18 protein-coding genes and 1 pseudogene are annotated in these 17,640 nt (G+C 37.4%); 14 read left to right on the top strand and 5 right to left on the bottom strand.

The annotated features are described in order from the left end of the window. Positions 1-40: 40 nt before the first annotated feature. The 10 genes and pseudogenes from H9N25_RS23785 (at position 41) to H9N25_RS23740 (ending at position 8,151) form a co-directional block, all read left to right on the top strand. Positions 41-1,399 carry a peptidylprolyl isomerase gene (locus H9N25_RS23785; RefSeq protein WP_190327457.1) on the top strand — a complete coding sequence of 453 codons (1,359 nt, stop codon included), beginning with the start codon at positions 41-43 and terminating at the stop codon, positions 1,397-1,399. Positions 1,400-1,404: 5 nt separating this feature from the next. Continuing rightward, positions 1,405-2,367, top strand: a complete 963-nt coding sequence (locus tag H9N25_RS23780; protein WP_190327456.1) for an AAA family ATPase — start codon at positions 1,405-1,407, stop codon at positions 2,365-2,367. Positions 2,368-2,964: 597 nt separating this feature from the next. Further along, positions 2,965-3,450 (top strand): DinB family protein, encoded by a 486-nt coding sequence (locus H9N25_RS23775; RefSeq protein WP_190327455.1) that lies wholly within the window; start codon positions 2,965-2,967, stop codon positions 3,448-3,450. A 10-nt stretch (positions 3,451-3,460) separates the two neighbouring features. Next, positions 3,461-4,048 carry a class I SAM-dependent methyltransferase gene (locus H9N25_RS23770; protein WP_190327454.1) on the top strand — a complete coding sequence of 196 codons (588 nt, stop codon included), beginning with the start codon at positions 3,461-3,463 and terminating at the stop codon, positions 4,046-4,048. After that, complete coding sequence (locus H9N25_RS23765; RefSeq protein WP_223833509.1) at positions 4,045-4,548, top strand: hypothetical protein; 504 nt, start codon at positions 4,045-4,047, stop codon at positions 4,546-4,548. Before H9N25_RS23770 ends, H9N25_RS23765 begins: the two co-directional genes overlap by 4 nt. A 259-nt stretch (positions 4,549-4,807) precedes the next feature. After that, a complete protein-coding gene (locus H9N25_RS23760; protein ID WP_190327453.1) occupies positions 4,808-5,326 on the top strand; it encodes a hypothetical protein in 519 nt (172 codons plus the stop codon). A gap of 276 nt (positions 5,327-5,602) precedes the next feature. Then, the gene (locus tag H9N25_RS23755) at positions 5,603-6,493 is read left to right on the top strand and encodes a helix-turn-helix domain-containing protein (RefSeq protein ID WP_190327452.1); all 891 of its coding nucleotides are present in this window, start codon (positions 5,603-5,605) and stop codon (positions 6,491-6,493) included. Positions 6,494-6,752: 259 nt separating this feature from the next. Next, positions 6,753-7,589, top strand: a complete 837-nt coding sequence (locus H9N25_RS23750; protein WP_190327451.1) for an alpha/beta fold hydrolase — start codon at positions 6,753-6,755, stop codon at positions 7,587-7,589. Between the two features lie 11 nt (positions 7,590-7,600). Then, positions 7,601-7,771 (top strand): annotated as a pseudogene (locus H9N25_RS23745) (transposase); the annotation flags it as partial. Between the two features lie 188 nt (positions 7,772-7,959). After that, positions 7,960-8,151 carry a hypothetical protein gene (locus tag H9N25_RS23740; protein ID WP_190327450.1) on the top strand — a complete coding sequence of 64 codons (192 nt, stop codon included), beginning with the start codon at positions 7,960-7,962 and terminating at the stop codon, positions 8,149-8,151. Positions 8,152-8,251: 100 nt separating this feature from the next. On the opposite strand, the gene H9N25_RS23735 is transcribed toward H9N25_RS23740, so the two are convergent. The 5 genes from H9N25_RS23735 to cysS form a co-directional block, all read right to left on the bottom strand. After that, complete coding sequence (locus H9N25_RS23735) at positions 8,252-9,139, bottom strand: glycerophosphodiester phosphodiesterase family protein (protein WP_167296510.1); 888 nt, start codon at positions 9,137-9,139, stop codon at positions 8,252-8,254. A 236-nt stretch (positions 9,140-9,375) separates the two neighbouring features. Further along, complete coding sequence (locus H9N25_RS23730; protein ID WP_167296509.1) at positions 9,376-10,233, bottom strand: nuclear transport factor 2 family protein; 858 nt, start codon at positions 10,231-10,233, stop codon at positions 9,376-9,378. Positions 10,234-10,322: 89 nt separating this feature from the next. Then, positions 10,323-11,306: a M28 family peptidase gene (locus H9N25_RS23725; protein WP_190327449.1), complete on the bottom strand. Its 984-nt coding sequence runs from the start codon at positions 11,304-11,306 to the stop codon at positions 10,323-10,325. 123 nt (positions 11,307-11,429) lie between these two features. Continuing rightward, complete coding sequence (locus tag H9N25_RS23720) at positions 11,430-12,110, bottom strand: aspartate/glutamate racemase family protein (RefSeq protein WP_190327448.1); 681 nt, start codon at positions 12,108-12,110, stop codon at positions 11,430-11,432. A 24-nt stretch (positions 12,111-12,134) separates the two neighbouring features. Further along, complete coding sequence (cysS, locus tag H9N25_RS23715; RefSeq protein WP_167296505.1) at positions 12,135-13,595, bottom strand: cysteine--tRNA ligase; 1,461 nt, start codon at positions 13,593-13,595, stop codon at positions 12,135-12,137. A 441-nt stretch (positions 13,596-14,036) separates the two neighbouring features. Here cysS and H9N25_RS23710 point away from each other — a divergent pair, with 441 nt between their 5' ends. The 4 genes from H9N25_RS23710 (at position 14,037) to H9N25_RS23695 (ending at position 17,083) form a co-directional block, all read left to right on the top strand. After that, complete coding sequence (locus H9N25_RS23710; protein WP_190327447.1) at positions 14,037-14,468, top strand: GNAT family N-acetyltransferase; 432 nt, start codon at positions 14,037-14,039, stop codon at positions 14,466-14,468. 195 nt (positions 14,469-14,663) lie between these two features. Beyond that, a complete protein-coding gene (lipA, locus tag H9N25_RS23705) occupies positions 14,664-15,557 on the top strand; it encodes a lipoyl synthase (RefSeq protein WP_167296503.1) in 894 nt (297 codons plus the stop codon). 114 nt (positions 15,558-15,671) lie between these two features. After that, positions 15,672-16,223 (top strand): RNA polymerase sigma factor, encoded by a 552-nt coding sequence (locus tag H9N25_RS23700; protein WP_190327446.1) that lies wholly within the window; start codon positions 15,672-15,674, stop codon positions 16,221-16,223. 2 nt (positions 16,224-16,225) lie between these two features. Continuing rightward, positions 16,226-17,083 (top strand): anti-sigma factor, encoded by an 858-nt coding sequence (locus tag H9N25_RS23695; RefSeq protein ID WP_167296501.1) that lies wholly within the window; start codon positions 16,226-16,228, stop codon positions 17,081-17,083. Positions 17,084-17,640 lie beyond the last annotated feature (557 nt).

Raw genomic sequence — 17,640 nt, 5'->3', positions numbered from 1 at the left:
TTGACCATAAGTATTAAATTTGCAAAATATAACAAATAGAATGAAGAAAGTTTTTTTAGTAGCAACCGCTTTAATTTGCCTGTTTTTAAACAGTTTCGCTCAAAAGCATACTGTAGATAAAGTTGCTGCTGTTGTAGGAAATAATATTATCCTGCTATCAGATTTAAACCAACAATACACACAATATCTTTATCAGGGAAACCAGCCCAACAATGATATTAAATGTAAAATATTACAACAAACTTTAACCCAAAAACTACTTAAACAACAGGCTGAAATCGATTCGGTAATGGTTGAAGATGGTGCTGTTGATGATGAAGTAAACAAGCGTATGCGTTACAGCATGCAACGTGCCGGCGGCCAAGAGCGTTTGGAGCAGTTCTTAAACAAATCGGTACTACAGTACAAAGATGAGATCAGGCCATCAGTAAAAGATGAGTTGATTGCACAAAAAATGCAACAAAAAATCACCGAAAACATCAACGTTACCCCAATGGAGGTTGAAAAGTATTTCAAATCTTTGGGCGATAGCATTCCAGAATTTAATACCGAGGTTGAAGTTGGTGAAGTAATTTTAAATCCACAGTTAACCAGAGCAGAAAAACAGAAGTTCCGCGATAAAATTGAAGCCCTTCGTTTGAGGGTTAAAAGCGGCGAGGATATGGGTGTTTTAGCTAAAACTTATTCTGAAGATCCAGGTTCTGCTGCCGATGGTGGTGATTATGGTTTTATCGACAGAAATACCATGGTTAAAGAATTTACGGCCTGGGCGTTTAAGCTAAAAGCGGGAGAAATTTCGCCTGTATTCGAAACAGATTATGGTTTTCACTTTTTACAGGTTTTAGAACGTAGAGGTGAGCAGGTGCACGTAAGGCATATTTTAATCATGCCTAAAACTACACCAGAAAGTTTAACACGTTTAAAATTGCATGCAGATAGTATTTACAACAATATTATCGGTAAAAAACTAAGTTTCGCCGCTGCGGCAAACCTTTATTCAGATAATAAAGAGAGTAAATACAATGGTGGTATGATGCTTAATGCCGAAAATGTACAAGCAAGAAGTACCTTTATTCCGGTTGATAAATTAGATCCATCGGTGTTTTTGGTAATCGATAGCATGAAAATTGGTGGTATTTCCAAACCAAACTTGTTTACCGCAGCTGATGGAAAACAAGGATACCGTATTTTATATTTAAAATCTAAAATTCCGCCGCACAAAGCAAACTTAGCTCAAGATTTTCCAAAAATCAGAGATGCTGCACAAAGTGATAAAATTAATCGTACTTTAAGCGAATGGTTTCAAAAACGTCGCGAAAGCACTTACATTAAAATCGACGATGAATTTAATACCTGTGATGAATTAAAAATTTGGACTAAAACCACAGCCGCAAAATAACACCAATGCAGTATAAGAACGAAGTAGAAGCTGTTGATGCCCTTCATCAATCTTTCAACAACATTAAAGCCGAAATAAGCAAAGTAGTAGTTGGACAAGATGACATCATAAAATCTGTTTTAATCGCCATATTTAGCAACGGACATTGTCTGTTGGTTGGCGTACCCGGATTAGCTAAAACTTTACTTGTACAAACCGTAGCTTCTGTTTTAGACCTCAATTTCAACAGGATTCAGTTTACGCCAGATTTAATGCCGAGCGATATTATCGGCGCAGAGATTTTAGGAGAAGACAGGCACTTTAAATTTATAAAAGGGCCTGTTTTTTCTAATATTATCCTGGCCGATGAGATTAACCGTACACCGCCAAAAACCCAGGCTGCTTTATTAGAAGCGATGCAGGAGAAATCGGTTACCGCAGCTGGGCAAACTCATATTTTACCAAAACCATTTTTTGTTCTCGCTACACAGAATCCTATTGAGCAGGAAGGAACTTATCCCCTACCCGAAGCGCAGTTAGATCGTTTCATGTTCAATATTCAGTTAAATTACCCTGCCTTTGCAGATGAATTGAATATCGTTAAAAACACCACGAGCAATAAAACCACACCACTGCAGAAAATTATCCATGCAGATGATATTCAATATTTCCAGAAACTAATACGCGATATTCCCATTACCGATAATGTTTTGGAATACGCAGTAAAATTAGCTGCTAAAACCCGTCCGAATAGCGAGTTTGCTACTGAAACGATCAACAAATACATCAGCTGGGGTGCGGGACCGCGTGCTTCGCAATTTTTAGTATTGGGTGCAAAATGTCACGCCGCTGTAACCGGAAAATACTCTCCAGATATTGAAGATGTTAAAGCTGTAGCGGAACCTATTTTACGTCACCGTATTGTGCGTAATTATCGTGCAGAAGCTGAAGGTTTATCAATCGAGAAAATCATTAAAGATTTATTGTAGTAGTTAGTCGGGATTTTTAATTCTTTATTAGTGGATTAAAAGCCTAACACAGATTGCAATTGCAAACTTCTACCAAAGAAATATTTTACGTTGGTTACCTTTTTACGTTGCCTGTATTAAGGATAAACAGTGAATATGGAAATCGTAAAATCAGTATTCTCATTTATTTGGAGGAGGATTATTTCTTTAATATTTCTTGGCTTTTATATTAGCAGCTGGGTGTTTTGTTTTATGTTTTTTCACAACTTACCAACCAACTCTACCCCAAGATGTGGCATGCCAGATTTTGGTATGATGGTCATCATTATATTTCTGACATTTATCTATTTGGTCAGCTTTCTTATACTTACTTTGGTGAGCAAAGGTCGATCCAGAAAGGAATTCAGTGTGATTTTAGCAATTATTCCTTTACCAATCTTAATAGGGGTAATTGATGTATTTACTTAAAACTTGGTAGTATAGATTCACGATCCCGTTTGATGAGTTAATGATTTTTAATTTTTCAATTTGTGGATTGCAAATCCACAATACGCAGGTCGGAATTACAAATCCCGACCAACATAAAATACCAGGCAAACAATTATATTTGTTTTAACCATGGAAGCCAATAACCTTACCAGTGCAATTGCCGCACTGTTAGATGAATATAAAAAAGCAGTTGATGAATTGATTATGGTAATTGAGCCAATCAACCAGCAACAATTGCTCCGTACAATTGAGCCAGAAAGTTCAAATCCTGACTGTATTTCCATTCAAACTATTTTAACTCATGTAACTGCTTCGATGTTCAGCTATGCGGTGTATATCGAAAATTCTATCGGATTGCAAACCACAAGACCGGAACGACTGCAGTTTGACCACATCACACCTTATATCTCAAGACTTCGAGAAGCACTTAAATATAATGAGAACTTTTTTACCAGAAATCCCGACATTACCATGGAGGAGTTCGATCAATCGAAAAAGATAAACACCAGATGGGGACAGCAATACGATGTAGAACAAATGTTAGAGCATGCCATCGTTCATATTTTAAGGCATAGGAGGCAGATTAAAAATGCTTTAGCTAAATTTAATTCTTAAAACTAAAAAATTGAGCGCTCAAACCAATTTCTATAACCGGTTTTCATTTTTATATCCACTGGTCGATATTTTTCTTAAACCACAAAAGAAAAAATTCCTCGATGAGATTAATCAACTACCCTATGGAAACCTGCTCGAAATCGGTGTTGGTAACGGATCTCATTTCCCACGCTATAAAAACCACAAAATTACCGGGATAGAAATTTCTTCTTCGATGTTAAATGTGGCTAAAAAAAATGCAACAAATGAAATCGAATTATTCCAAATGAATGGCGAGCAACTCGAATTTGCAGCGAATAGTTTTGATTATGTTGTACTATCGCATGTTATTGCCGTTGCAGATCAGCCTGAAAAATTACTAATGCAATGCCACAATGTTTTAAAGCCAGGTGGACAACTCTTAATTCTAAACCACTTTACGCCAAATAATTCGCTAAAATACTTGGATCGGCTATTTAATTTTTGTTCTGGATGGTTCCATTTAAAATCTTTATTTTACATGGAAGATATTAAGGCAATAGATCAGTTTAAACTTGAAAAAGAAATCGCCTTAAAACCACTCTCCTATTTTAAAATTCTAATTTTCACCAAATCTTGAAAAAGCACTATTGGTATATTTTCTTTGCGCTGATAGTAAGCTTGTTCATTTATGCATTTTACCGGACAGATAAAACCCTGGTAAATCAGATGATCATTCAATTGATCCCCTTCAAAACCTATCAAAGCTTAAAACAGACCATCACAGCAAGCTTGCCACTAAACAAATACATGATCTATTCACTTCCTGAGGGTTTATGGGTTTTCTGCATCACCCTAACCTCAAAGGAATTTTATTTTGACTTTTTCAAAAAGCGTATCAATTGTGTTTTCATCCCGCTTGTATTTGTTGTAGCACTCGAATTGTTCCAATTATTGCACATCACCAATGGTTACTTCGATTTTTTTGATATTGGCATCTCATTGTTTTTTTGGTTCATTGCAGCTAAAATTATCGATACTCAACAACGTTTAGAAAACCTCTTCCATTCGTTAAATTATAATAGCCTATTCTGTTTGCTGAGCTATTGTATTGTTTATCTCGCGCACGTAATCCATTAGAAATTTTATTTTAAAATTTGCAATTCACTGAAAATAAATATCTTTGCATCAAAATTCACAGAAATGCTACGTCAACTACATATCCAACAATTAAGCTTTAGCCCATCTTGTGGCATAAAGGGCTTGGATATTGACTTAAATTTCCTTCCCAACCCTTAACGCGGTTCTAAGTTTCAACAAACAAAACCCACATTTAAAAATCAATTTATTACGCCTTTGCTAAGCATTTAACCGCTTATCAAAATCAATTATATCCGTTATGGACATTTATACCACTGTAGAAGAAAAATATCTACAGGCCATTGAAGAACTGCACTGGGGAGAATTACCCAAAGCGCTTCAGTATTTTAACGAAATTATTGTTTTCGACCCTGATTATGCAAGAGCTTATTTTCAGTTGGGCAATATTTATCAGAACCATTTTAAAGATTATAAAACCGCAGGTTATTATTACAAACGCTGCATTGAGCTGGATGCCGATTTTCCAGAGGTCTATAAACCCTATCTGGAACTTGTTATTACGCTTAAAATGCATAAACTGGTAAAACAGGTTGCAGAAAAGGCTTTGCTAGTACCTGGTGTTTATGAAGCACACATTTACGAATGTTTGGGTCTCCATGCCGAGCAACAGCAAAATTTTGCAGAAGCGGCGAACTATTTCAAAAAAGCAGAACTGTTTAATGCTGTTCAGGATGAACAGAGTACTTTACAGGAGCACCAAAACCGTATTAAAAACAAAATGAATAGCACAAAAGCAATGATTTACGACTTACAATAGCCTGGGCTAAGTGTATATTTCATCAAAACTTTTGTCTAATACCAATGATAGAGTTGATCTTATATATGTCCGATTCCTCAAAATAAAAAATCGCTTGCTCTCTATTTTAAGTCGAAAAAGCTAGAATGCTCACACCTAATGCTTGGGATTTACTGGCATTCGGGAATTAGTGTTAGTAATACCGAATTTAGTGTTAAAGGGGATGATACACAATCATATTACCTTTGTATAAGTAAGAAGAAAGCAAATTTTTATGTCAATTAAATTTAGATGAATATGAAACATTTTAAGTTTTTAAGCGAGATGCATAGGGAGAATAATGTGCCACCTCCTGAGCATCCGATGCTGAGTCTACTAAGAATCACTCCAGGGATGACATTGAATTTTAACGAGTTTACCTGTGATTTTTACATGATTGGATTAAAAAATGTTCGGGCAGGTCATTGGCTTTATGGACGAACCAGATTCGATCACGACAAAGGCTCGATGGTTTTTTGGAAACCACGCCAGGTCATTGAAATAAAAAATCTTGAGTTTGAAAATGATGGCTATATTCTATTGTTTCACGAGGACTTTCTTCTAGGCTCAACTCTTCAAAGCGAAATCAATAAGTATGCTTTTTTTGATTACGAAACTGATGAGGCATTGCACCTTTCGCCAAAAGAGGAAAAGACAATGCTAAGACTTTTTGACTCCCTGGTAACAGAATATGGGAATAATGAAGACGAATTTAGTAGGGACATAATTATTGCCAATATAAACGCTATGTTGAATTATGCCGAGCGTTACTACAAAAGGCAATTTTTAAATCGCAAACCTCTTGTAGGGAAAACAGTAAGTGCGTTTAATCATTTTCTCGATAATTACCTAAAAGAAGATAAATTACCTGAAGAAGGCTTGCCATCTGTTACTTCTATGGCTTCGGCTCTTCACATCTCACCTCGCTACCTAAGTGACCTTTTAAAAATGGAAACAGGTAAAACGGCACAAGAGTTAATTCATATTTTCCTAATTAATGAGGCAAAAAACAAGTTGAGGGCATCCGGTGAAAATGTTTCAGAAATAGCTTACTCACTTGGTTTTGAAAACATGTCGTACTTCTCAAAGCTATTTAAAAAAGAAACAGGACTTACTCCCAAGGATTTTAAAAAACAATTTTTAAATTAATAAAGATACAAATATGAAACGAGCGTTAATCACAGATGTATGCAGTGGCATATGCTCGGCAACCTCAAAATTAGGCTGGTAGCCACACGGAGTCAAAATTAAAAGACGCAATTAACCACTTGAAGGGGGTAAGGACACCCCTATATGGTTGCGAATCTGACAAAAAAAACGAAAACATTGATAAAGTAGCTGTCAGATAAATAATATCTCGTAAAAATATTTTCTATAAAATAAATTTTCTAATTAAATCAATAAAAAAATGAAAGCAAATTTCAAATCATCACAATTAAAATCAGTAAACGTTCAGGGCGAAAAAATCTTCTATCGCGAAGTTGGAGAGGCTACAGCCGTTCCTATTGTCCTTCTCCATCATATTACAGCAGTTATCGACGATTGGGATCCATATATCATCGACGAACTTGCCAAAGAGCGAAAAGTAATTGCATTTGATAATAAAGGAGTTGGTGCATCCAGTGGAAGTACTCCTGATTCGATTGAAGCAATGGCAGATGTTGCGATAGATTTCATTGATAAGCTCGGCTTTACTAAAGTAGACTTGCTTGGCTATTCAATGGGCGGATTTATTGCTCAAATAATCATTTCCCGTAGGCCAGAACTTGTTCGCAAATTAATCCTTGCTGATACGGGTGCTGCCGGGGGCAAAGGGATCGATAGGATATGGGATATTCTTCAAGAATCCTTTGCTTATGCGGAAAAGGAACAAAAACATCCAAAACAAAAGCTTTTCTTTAAAAGTACGAGTGAAAGCCAGGAAGCAGGAACACAGTTTTTGAAACGTTTGGGTGACCCATTCGCTGAATCTGATCAGGCAATCAGCCAAGAGGCTATCCAAGCTCAGGTTAAAGCTTTTATTACCTGGGGAAAATCAAACGATGTTTACACAAAGGCTATTTCGATACCAACACTTATAGTTACCGGTGATCAAGATGAAATGATTCCACTTAAGAATGCATATGATCTCTATACAAAAATTAATGACTCCTTTTTGTCAGTCTATCCTAATTCCGGACATGGATCAATTTTTCAGTACAAAGAACTTTTCGTTCAACAAAGCAATAAATTTTTAAACAATTAAAATAACCTGTAAGACATAAGCAAACGACTTACCGATTACTGAACGGCGAAAAAGGCATCGATAAGCGAAAGCAACGTTGTCATGATGTTGAACCGGTTTTCGGAAATATTAAACAGAACTGCGGGTTTCACTGCTTTATGCTCCGTGGAAAAGAAAAAGTAGCAATAGAAAGGGATTATTAGCAAGCGCAAAAAAACTTAATTTTGTAACCTGTCCAACTTTTTGGGGTCACATCAATTGAGACGTCCTCTTTTAGTTAGCTGGATTATCTTAAGATACAATTCACCGAATTGCCCTTGTTATTTTAATTTTGTTACTATCTTTACCGCGTAAATACAAAGCATAAATTTTTAAATCAAAAATATTCGATATGTCAGCTCACGATTCACACGCACCGGTTCAGCAAACAAAAGGCATTTGGGCTTTGCCATTAACGGCATGGATTATTGTTTTAATCCTGCTTGTGGCTTTCACAAGACCAATTTTTCACCATGGTGAAGAAACTTCTTCACACGAGAAAACTGAAGCACACCGTACAGAAGCTCCAGAATCGCACCACTAGGCATTAGTAAAGATCAAATAAAAAAAGCGCTGAAATCGGCGCTTTTTTTGTTTATCTGATGTTCAATATCTATTGATTGGTGTCTCACCGATCGATAGATTTAATTACTCAACTGTCCCATAATATTAGGATAATCGGTAAGCACACCATCTACACCTAAATCCATAAAGTATTTAAGTTCTTTAACCGTATTAACCGTCCATGGGATAATTTTAATACCCATTTCGTGGCATCGGTCTACCAAACCTTTACCTACCAATACCGAGTAAGGACTGTAAATGGTCGGTTTAAAACCTAATTTCTCGATATAATCTTCAAAGGGTTCTTTTTCATCAATTAATAATGAGGTTTGTACTTTTGGGTATTTCTCGTGCAGGTATTGTAGCGTACGCATATCAAACGATTCGATAATAACTCTTTTGGCAAGTTTTTTCGAATTAACTACGTCCATAATCAAGTCTACAAACTCAGCAGGTTCCGGATGAAATTCATTGTCGCCGTTTTTAATCGTTTTTGTTTCGATACTGTAAACGGGTTTAGCGAGTTTGTGTTCTTTAACGTAAGCCTCAACTGCATCTATGGTTTCAGAAAGCAGCGGTTTGTAAGCTTTAAATTTCATCTGTCCGGGAAAGCGGTTGTGAACTTTGCTACCTACATCAAACTTTTTAATCTCCTCATAATCCATCTTGTAGATATTATAATTCTTTTGGTCTTTTAAAGTAATCGGCTTACCGTTGGGCAGCAGAGAAATCTCGTTGTTAAAATAAGGTTCTTGGGAAAGCACTACCTGTTTATCCTTCGATATTACGGCATCCATTTCTAAAGTGGTAGCGCCTAAATCGATAGCTTTTAACATTCCCTCAATGGTATTTTCGGGCATAATACCACGTGCACCAGCTTTGCCCTGTACATCAAATTTCTTTTTTTGGGCAGAAACATGAAAACACAATAAAATTAGGGTTGAGAGCAGAAGTAATTTTTTATGCATGAATTTTAAACGTAAAATGAATAATTTTATTGATGGTAATGATTTTTGGATCACAAAAACCGTGCTTCTATTTAATATTTCTTGCCTCACGTTATATCTTTTCGCTACGCTTCAAGATACCACCCCATCCGATAATTATCGGATCAGCGCTAGACCAGACTGTAAAGCGAGCAAAATATAGAAATAAAAAAAGGGCTTCTTTTTATGGAAAGCCCTCTTTAATTCACATTTGTTATTTATCTTTCTGCTGGTACAAAGGCTTGTACAATTAAGTTCCAGCTTGCATCTGCTGCTTTTTCATAAACGAAAACATAGTTAAAACTTTCGCGTAAATCGGCCTTGTAATCGATAGTAGCGATACCATAAGTATAAGCCAAATCGCTACCGATTGCTTTATCTACACCTGTAGTTTTCAAATTGATTTTACTGATCATTCCATTATAGAATGCAATAATTTTTCCTTTTCCATCAATGGCTTCATTGCCAGGAAAAAGTAAACGTGCATCGTTAGTTAAAAAACCTCCAAATGCAGCAATTCCGTGTGTTTTTAATAAAGTATTTAATGTTTTCTCGGTGGTTAAGATAATTTCTTTCCCAGCCTTAATTTCCTTTTCATTTAAGAACTTTGGTGCAACATGATCTTTAGGCTCGATAAATTGTGGCGTAACTTTAGCCAAAGGTTTATTGCTTTCTGTTCCTAAATCAATAGCTAATTTCCATCTGCCGTTTTCTGGTTTCCAGATCGATAAGTATTGACCGTATTTTTTCTCTGAAGTACCAACTTCATATGGCCCTGTAGTAAAACCTAAATCGCCACTGCGCGATACTTTGGCCAGGTTTGGTGTCCACGTTACGTCGTTTTCTGCATTTGCTTTACCCGCGTAAAAAGTTTTGGCATTAACAGGATTTGGTCTGAACACTAAAGTGCTTGTGGTTGAATAGTCTATAAAAGCTTCTTTATCTCCATTTTTGGCAATTGACTTAGCAAAATCCTTCTCAGCATTTACTAAAGATTTGGTTGTTCCGTCACTTTTTTGGGCAAAAGCACTTAGGGCTAAAAGCGAAGCTATTGCAGTTGAAAATAATTGTTTCATTATTAATTAATATAATATTGTTTGGCGAATATAAAATTTTCTTTAATGTATGGCCTTAAAAGTAATTAACAATTACACATCAAGGCTACTTATTTTTCTCTATAAATGGTTTCTAAAACCGTTTGTCCGGTGGCCTTCAAAGTATTTTTATCAATATTGGCTAAGTTATCCAATTGCGTATGCCAATTGATATAAAACCCACTGTTGTCGTTGTAATGGATAATATCGATAGAAGGAACGCCTGCTTTGTTCATCCAAAAATGATCATCAACCAATTTTCCGCTTGGAATTTTTGTAAAATAAGATGCATAGCCAATTTCATTACCAATGTCCCAAACCTGATTTACTACATTTGGAGCAGCTTGACGAGAGATTTCATCCTGTGTAAACTGTGCGCTACCGCCACCAACCATATCGAGGTTGATACCATACAAAGCTTTATATCCTGTTGCAATTGCTTTTTTAGCCCAGTACTGAGAGCCCAAACACCATGTAGTTTCATCTGGCGTTTCATCATTGGCCTTGCCATAATCTTCTAAATCCCACAATACAAAATCGACTCCAACATTTGGCTCTTTCTGCTGAATCTGACGTGCCATTTCCAAAATCACCGCCACCCCACTTGCGCCATCATTTGCCGCATCGAAAGGTTTTACATGATTTGCTGGATCGGTATCCTGATCAGAAAATGGGCGGGCATCCCAGTGTGCAGTAATTAAAACCCTTTTCTTTTTATCTGGATTAAAAGCCGCAACAATATTTTTCAGTTGAAAGCTCTTGCCATCATAGGTTTTCGTTTTTTCGCCCTCAATACTTACTTTGGCACCAAACGACTTTAATTTTGCCACCAAATAATCTGCACATTTTTGATGTGCTGAGGTTCCCGGAATCCTCGGACCAAAATCTACCTGCGTTTTAGTATAGATATAAGCACTATCGGCGTTAAAATCAGGAGAAGATAAAGCAATTACGTTCTTTTCTTCATTTTCGCCGGCACTTTGATTTGATCTATTTCGGCAGGCCTCAAATCCGATTAACGCTAATAAAGACAGTATTAAAAGTTTTTTATTCATTATTCAAACTAACGGAAAATTGTTCAAAGTAGTGTAATTATCTCTCATCCCCCCTTCAAAAGGGGACGAATTAAATGCTAGAGAATAGTCCATCCCCCCTTTGAACGCGAAATGAATGAATAGTTACAAAAGCATATAATCCACAATGGCATGGCAATGAATTTTGGTCGTATCAAAAACCGGGATTTCAAAATCATTCTGACTGATCAACATGGGAATTTCGGTACATCCTAGGATTATCCCTTCAGCCCCATCTGCTATCAGATCATTGATTATCCTGATATACTGTGCTCTGGTCTCTTCCAGTATTATTCCGCGGCCTAATTCTTCTTTGAGTGTAAACTGTATATAATCGCGGGTTTCTTTACTGGCTGGCACCAGAACATTTAACCCATAGTCTTCGAGCTTTTTAATATAAAAGTCCTTTTCCATAGTAAACACTGTACCCAAAAGTCCTATTTTTTTAATTCCTGCAGCATTTATGGCTTTAGCTGTTTCGGCACCAATATGAATAATTGGTAAAGCTATTTTTTCTTGTAGCTGATCGGCAAAAAGATGAGCCGTATTGGCACAAAGCACAATGGCTTCTACTCCACTGCGTTTTAAGCTTTCGCAGGCATTCAACAAAAGATCAAATGATCCCTCCCAGGTTTTATCCTGTACATCACCAAAATTAAGGGAGTAAACCAAACACTCAGCGAAATTTAACCCACCCAAACGCTCATTTACGCCCTCATTTATGAAACGGTAATAATCTATTGTCGATACCCAGCTAATGCCACCGATTAAACCAATTTTTCTCATTATCGACAGTATTGAATTAGCTAACTATGACTTACTCCATGTTGTACCTTCTTTGCCATCTTTAAGCTGAATACCCAATTCCTGCAGGCCAATACGGATGCGATCAGAAGTGGCATAATCTTTATTCGCTTTTGCCTCGGTTCTTAGGTTAATTACCATTTCTAAAACGCCATTTAAGTCGTTACCTCCAGCATCTTCATCTTTCAGCCCTAATATATCAAATACGAAATCGTTAACCAGTTGCTTTAACTTTTCTAATGCTTCAGCAGAGATTTTTCCCTTACCATCATAAACCGTATTGATAATCCTTACCGCTTCAAACAGTTCGGCAATTAAAATCGGACTGTTAAAATCATCATTCATGGCATTAATGCATTTTTCTTTCAATGCATCAATATCAAAATCATTCTGCTCAGAAACCGATAGTTTATCCAAAAGGCCAATTGCCGACATTAAACGGCGGAATCCTTTTTCTGAGGCATCCAATGCATCGTTAGAAAAGTCTAAAGTACTGCGATAATGCGCCTGTAACATAAAAAATTTCACTGTCATCGGGCTATAACCTTTTTTCAATAAGGGGTGATCTCCCGTAAATAATTCTAAAGGAAGAAAACCATTACCGGCCGATTTAGACATCCGTGTACCATTTACGGTAAGCATATTGGTGTGCATCCAATAGCGGGCAGGCTGTTTATGGCTGCAAGCTTCAGATTGTGCTATTTCGTTGGTATGGTGTGTTGCCGCTAAGTCCATACCACCACCATGAATATCAAATTCGGCACCCAAATATTTCGCGCTCATGGCCGAGCATTCGATATGCCAGCCCGGAAAACCCATACCCCATGGCGATTGCCATTGCATCAGGGTTTCTGGTTTTGCTTTTATCCAAAGGGCAAAATCTAACCTCCCATGTTTCTCATCCTGTCCACCCAGTTCGCGGGTATTGTTCAGCATATCTTCCAGATTGCGGTTGGTTAAAATGGTATAATTGTATTCTTTGCTATATTTTTCTACATCAAAGTATACGTTGCCATCAACTTCGTAACCGTAACCATTGGCAATAATTATCTTGATCATTTCGATCTGCTCGATAATGTGACCTGTAGCGGTAGGTTCGATACTTGGCGGCAGCGTGTTGAACATGCGCATTACATCATGGAAACCCAACGTATACTTCTGTACAATTTCCATCGGCTCAAGCTGCTCTAATTTTGCACGTTTTGCAAACTTATCGTCTCCCTCGTCCCTATCGCCTTCTAAGTGGCCTGCATCGGTAATATTACGTACATAACGCACTTTATAACCTGCATATTTAAGATACCTGAAAATTAAATCGAAAGATATAAACGTGCGACAATTACCCAAGTGCACATCACTATAAACAGTAGGACCGCAAACATACATCCCAACATTGGGTGCATTTAAGGGTTGGAAAAGTTCCTTTTTGCGCGAAAGCGTATTATAAAGCTGTAAGCCAGTATTCATATTGCAAATGTAATATTAAGTTAGAAAGTTAAAATGATTAAATGATGGAATGTTATCCATTGCCTCGCTTATGATTTTTCTTTAACATTTATCCGTGCTGCCAGATGTTATCATCTGACTCAAGTAAAATTCCACTTTATTTTTTTTATTAAGTGTCTGGTAGAAATATCTAATACCACACATAGATAGTTGCAAGGTTTAAATTATTGTTTTATTATTAGAAAAAATACGCAACTGCTCATCGGTAACAGCAGCCCCTCTTTCCGCTGTAGCTTCGCCGAAGAGGCTCAGGCTGCCGCTTCAATAGGGTTTAGGTTGGTCATTCCGATGCTTTTGGCTTATAAACCCCGTGCAAAACTTACCCGTGCGGTCAGATGTTACCATCTAACCGTAAAACAAATTTAAATCCTTATTTTAGGTTTACCTATCAAACATCAATAAATGGTTCAGATCAGAGAAATTTCGGAAAAAGATGCCGAAAGCGTAGCCACACTTTCTACACAACTGGGTTACGAAAGTGACGTCAAGCAAACATCAGCCAGGATTAAACACATAAATAACAGTAACGAAAACTGTGCATTTGTTGCTTTAGTTAATGGCATAGTAGTAGGCTGGATTCACGGTTTTTACACCTTAAGGTTAGAATCCGATCCATTTGTCGAAATTGGAGGCTTAATTGTGGATGAAAATTACCGAAACCTAAAAATCGGGAAGCAGTTGATTGAAAATGTAAACATTTGGGCGAAAAAACATCAAGTAAAAAAACTAAAAGTAAGGTGTAACATCAAACGCACCGAAAGTCATCGGTTTTACGAGCAGATTGGTTTTAAGGAGAATAAACGACAGGTTGCGTTCGAAATGAATGCGGTTTAATTTTTTCAATAGCATCAGATAGAAATATCTGTCTCCACAGGCAGGTCCATGCTAAATTTGTGAAATCTGGCTCCGCCCCGCCCGGCCGGACTTCGCAAGTTAGCCAATACGCAGTTAACCAATTCATCTCAATTATTACAACCTTCAAACATTTCAGCATTGTAACATTTCAATCCTATTCATTAACTTTGTACCATGATTGATTTACCGGTAGTACCTGCTGTAACTGAAGTAAAACGTAAACCAGATTGGTTACGTGTAAAATTACCCGTTGGTAAAGAATATGCACAAGTTCGCAGTTTAGTAGACACGCACAAGCTCCATACCATATGCGAAAGCGGCAATTGCCCTAATATGGGCGAATGTTGGGGCGCAGGCACGGCAACATTCATGATTTTGGGTAACATCTGTACCCGTAGCTGTTCTTTCTGTGCCGTGGCCACGGGCCGCCCTTTGGCTGTTGATGTTGACGAACCCAACCGCATTGCCGATTCGGTAAGATTAATGGGCGTTAAACATTGTGTAATTACTTCGGTAGATCGCGATGATTTAAAAGATGGCGGCTCAATTATTTGGGCAGAAACCCTGCAGGCTATCCGCAGAGAAAGTCCAATTACCACTTTAGAAACCTTAATCCCCGATTTCAAAGGTCAGTGGGATAATTTATACCGCGTATTAGAAGAAAGGCCAGAAGTGGTTTCGCACAATATGGAAACCGTTAAGCGTTTAACCAAACAAGTAAGGATCCAGGCTAAATACGACAGAAGTTTAGAAGCTTTAAAAAGAATTTCAGAATTTGGTTTAAGAACAAAAACAGGTATTATGCTGGGCTTAGGCGAAACTGAAGATGATATTTTCGAAGCCATGGATGATTTAGTTGCCAATGGTGTACATATCTTAACTTTAGGACAATACTTACAACCAACACGTAACCACCACCCGGTTATAGACTGGATACACCCTGATACTTTTGCGATGTACAAAGAAGTTGGTTTGGCAAAAGGTTTAAAGTATGTTGAGAGCGGTCCACTGGTACGTTCATCTTATCATGCAGAAAAACACCTTTTCCCAATTGATGGGATAGCATAATTACAGTATTAACCCACCTTTGTTAAAATGTTTTATAAGGCACTCCTATACGGAATGCATTTATAAAACATTTTTTTGCTTTTGCTGTTCTGTGTTGTATCTTAGTAACCAATAGTGACTGCATTAAAAAAATTAACCCTAACCGAGCCAGAACTTGTTCAAGCACTGCAATCAAAAGATCCTGCGGTTCTAAAAACACTGTACAGCATGTATTCGTCAGCGCTTTATGGCGTTATTTCGCGCATTATCACTCACACAGAGCTTGCTGAAGATGTACTACAAGAAACTTTTGTAAAAATCTGGCAGTCTGCTGCACACTATGATCATACTAAAGGACGTTTGTTTACATGGATGATGAATATTGCACGCAATTTATCGATCGACAAACTACGTTCTAAAGACTTTAAGAATTCACTCAAAAACCAAGATATAGAAAATAACGTAAGTTTCGTTGATGAGCAAAACAAGGTAACGTTTAACCCTGATATTCTTGGAGTTAAGCAACTTGTAGATAACCTTAAACCAGATTTACAAGCAGTTCTTGATTTAGTTTATTATAAGGGTTTTACCCATGTGGAAGCCGCAGAAAAGTTAGATTTGCCATTAGGTACGGTGAAAACCCGGATCCGGTTGGCTATTATTGAATTGAGAAGGAATTTTAATTGAGCGTGGAAAATTTAAAAGCATATATCGAATCCGGAGTACTTGAGCTGTACGTTTTAGGTGATTTATCACCTGAAGAAGCGTTGCAGGTGGAGGAAATGGCATCTCAACACCCTGAGGTAAGAGCTGAAATAGCTGCTATTGAGCAAGCTATGGAACAATATGCTATGCAAAATGCTGTAGAGCCATCTGCAGATGTAGAAACAAGATTATTCGAAAAGTTGGGGATAAGTGAAGTTGAAGAGAATGTGAATGTTCAACCCGAACCAATTTATGCAGAAGAACCAAGAATTATACGTTTAGATGGAAGTGATGCCAAAGTGAGAACTTTGCGTTATGCCTTAGTTGCCTGTATAGCTTTATTGGTAGTAAGTACTGCGGCATTGTTTATTACGTATAACAAGCTAAATGCTGCACACGACCAAATTGCGAGTTTAAATCTGGATAAACAAAAATTTGCTGGCATAGTAAGCAAGTTAGAGTTCGAAAACCAGGGTTTAGATAATATGGCTGCCATGGCTGATAGCAAAGAATGGGCAACCATCAGAATGGCTGGTCAGGCTTTTAGCCCTACTTCTAAAATGAAAGTTTACTGGAACAAGAAAGATAAAAGCGTACTGATTAATTATGTAGCTATGGACTTACCAAAAACCGATGCAGCACATCAATATCAGCTTTGGGCTTTGGTAAACGGCAAACCGGTAAGTTTAGGTGTATTCGGAAAAACGGATTCAACCAATAACGAGGCATTGGTAAAAATGCAGGCCATTCAAGAAGCACAGGCTTTTGCAGTAACGTTAGAGCCAATGGGCGGAAGCGTTAACCCAACAATGGATAAATTAACCGTAATGGGTGGTGTTTAAATAGAAACAATTTAATCAATTATATTAAAATCCCGATATTGAGAAATACTGGGATTTTGTTTTTATAACATTAATTTCTCGTTGATGTTTATATTAGAAAACGAACAGTTCCAACTCAGTAGGTGCTGCAGTCCTGTTATACACTCCAATCTTTTTATTGCAAATTCAATACGTCAGGCAATACGTTTAGTGTAATCCATTTTAAGCAATAAAAAGGATTTCCGTTACTACCGGGTTTAGGAACAATGAGGCTGTGGGTTTTGACCTTTCGACTGCCCTTTGTAGGCAATGGTTTTGCGCCCTGCAGCCCTAAATAGGATGAATGGCCGCGCCGCCTAAACCTGACAGCAGCTAACACCGAACGCAGAGCGGTAAAGCAAATGGCAGGACTATCGTTGCCTAAATGCTTCTGCATGTGCTTTCCAAAAAAAGTGTTTGTATAACTAACGCATAAATTTCCTTGACTGGGAGTGAACGAAATGTAGAAGTTCCGTCATTGCGAGAAGGCTTTTCAGCCGACGAAGCAATCTTATTACTATAGCCACAGCGTTAAGATT

Origin of the sequence: Pedobacter riviphilus, from assembly GCF_014692875.1 — a bacterium.
In the GTDB taxonomy this organism is placed as follows: Bacteria; Bacteroidota; Bacteroidia; order Sphingobacteriales; family Sphingobacteriaceae; genus Pedobacter; species Pedobacter riviphilus.
The sequence above is the reverse complement of the archived record's forward strand: the minus strand, read 5'-3'. Positions and strand labels throughout refer to the sequence as shown.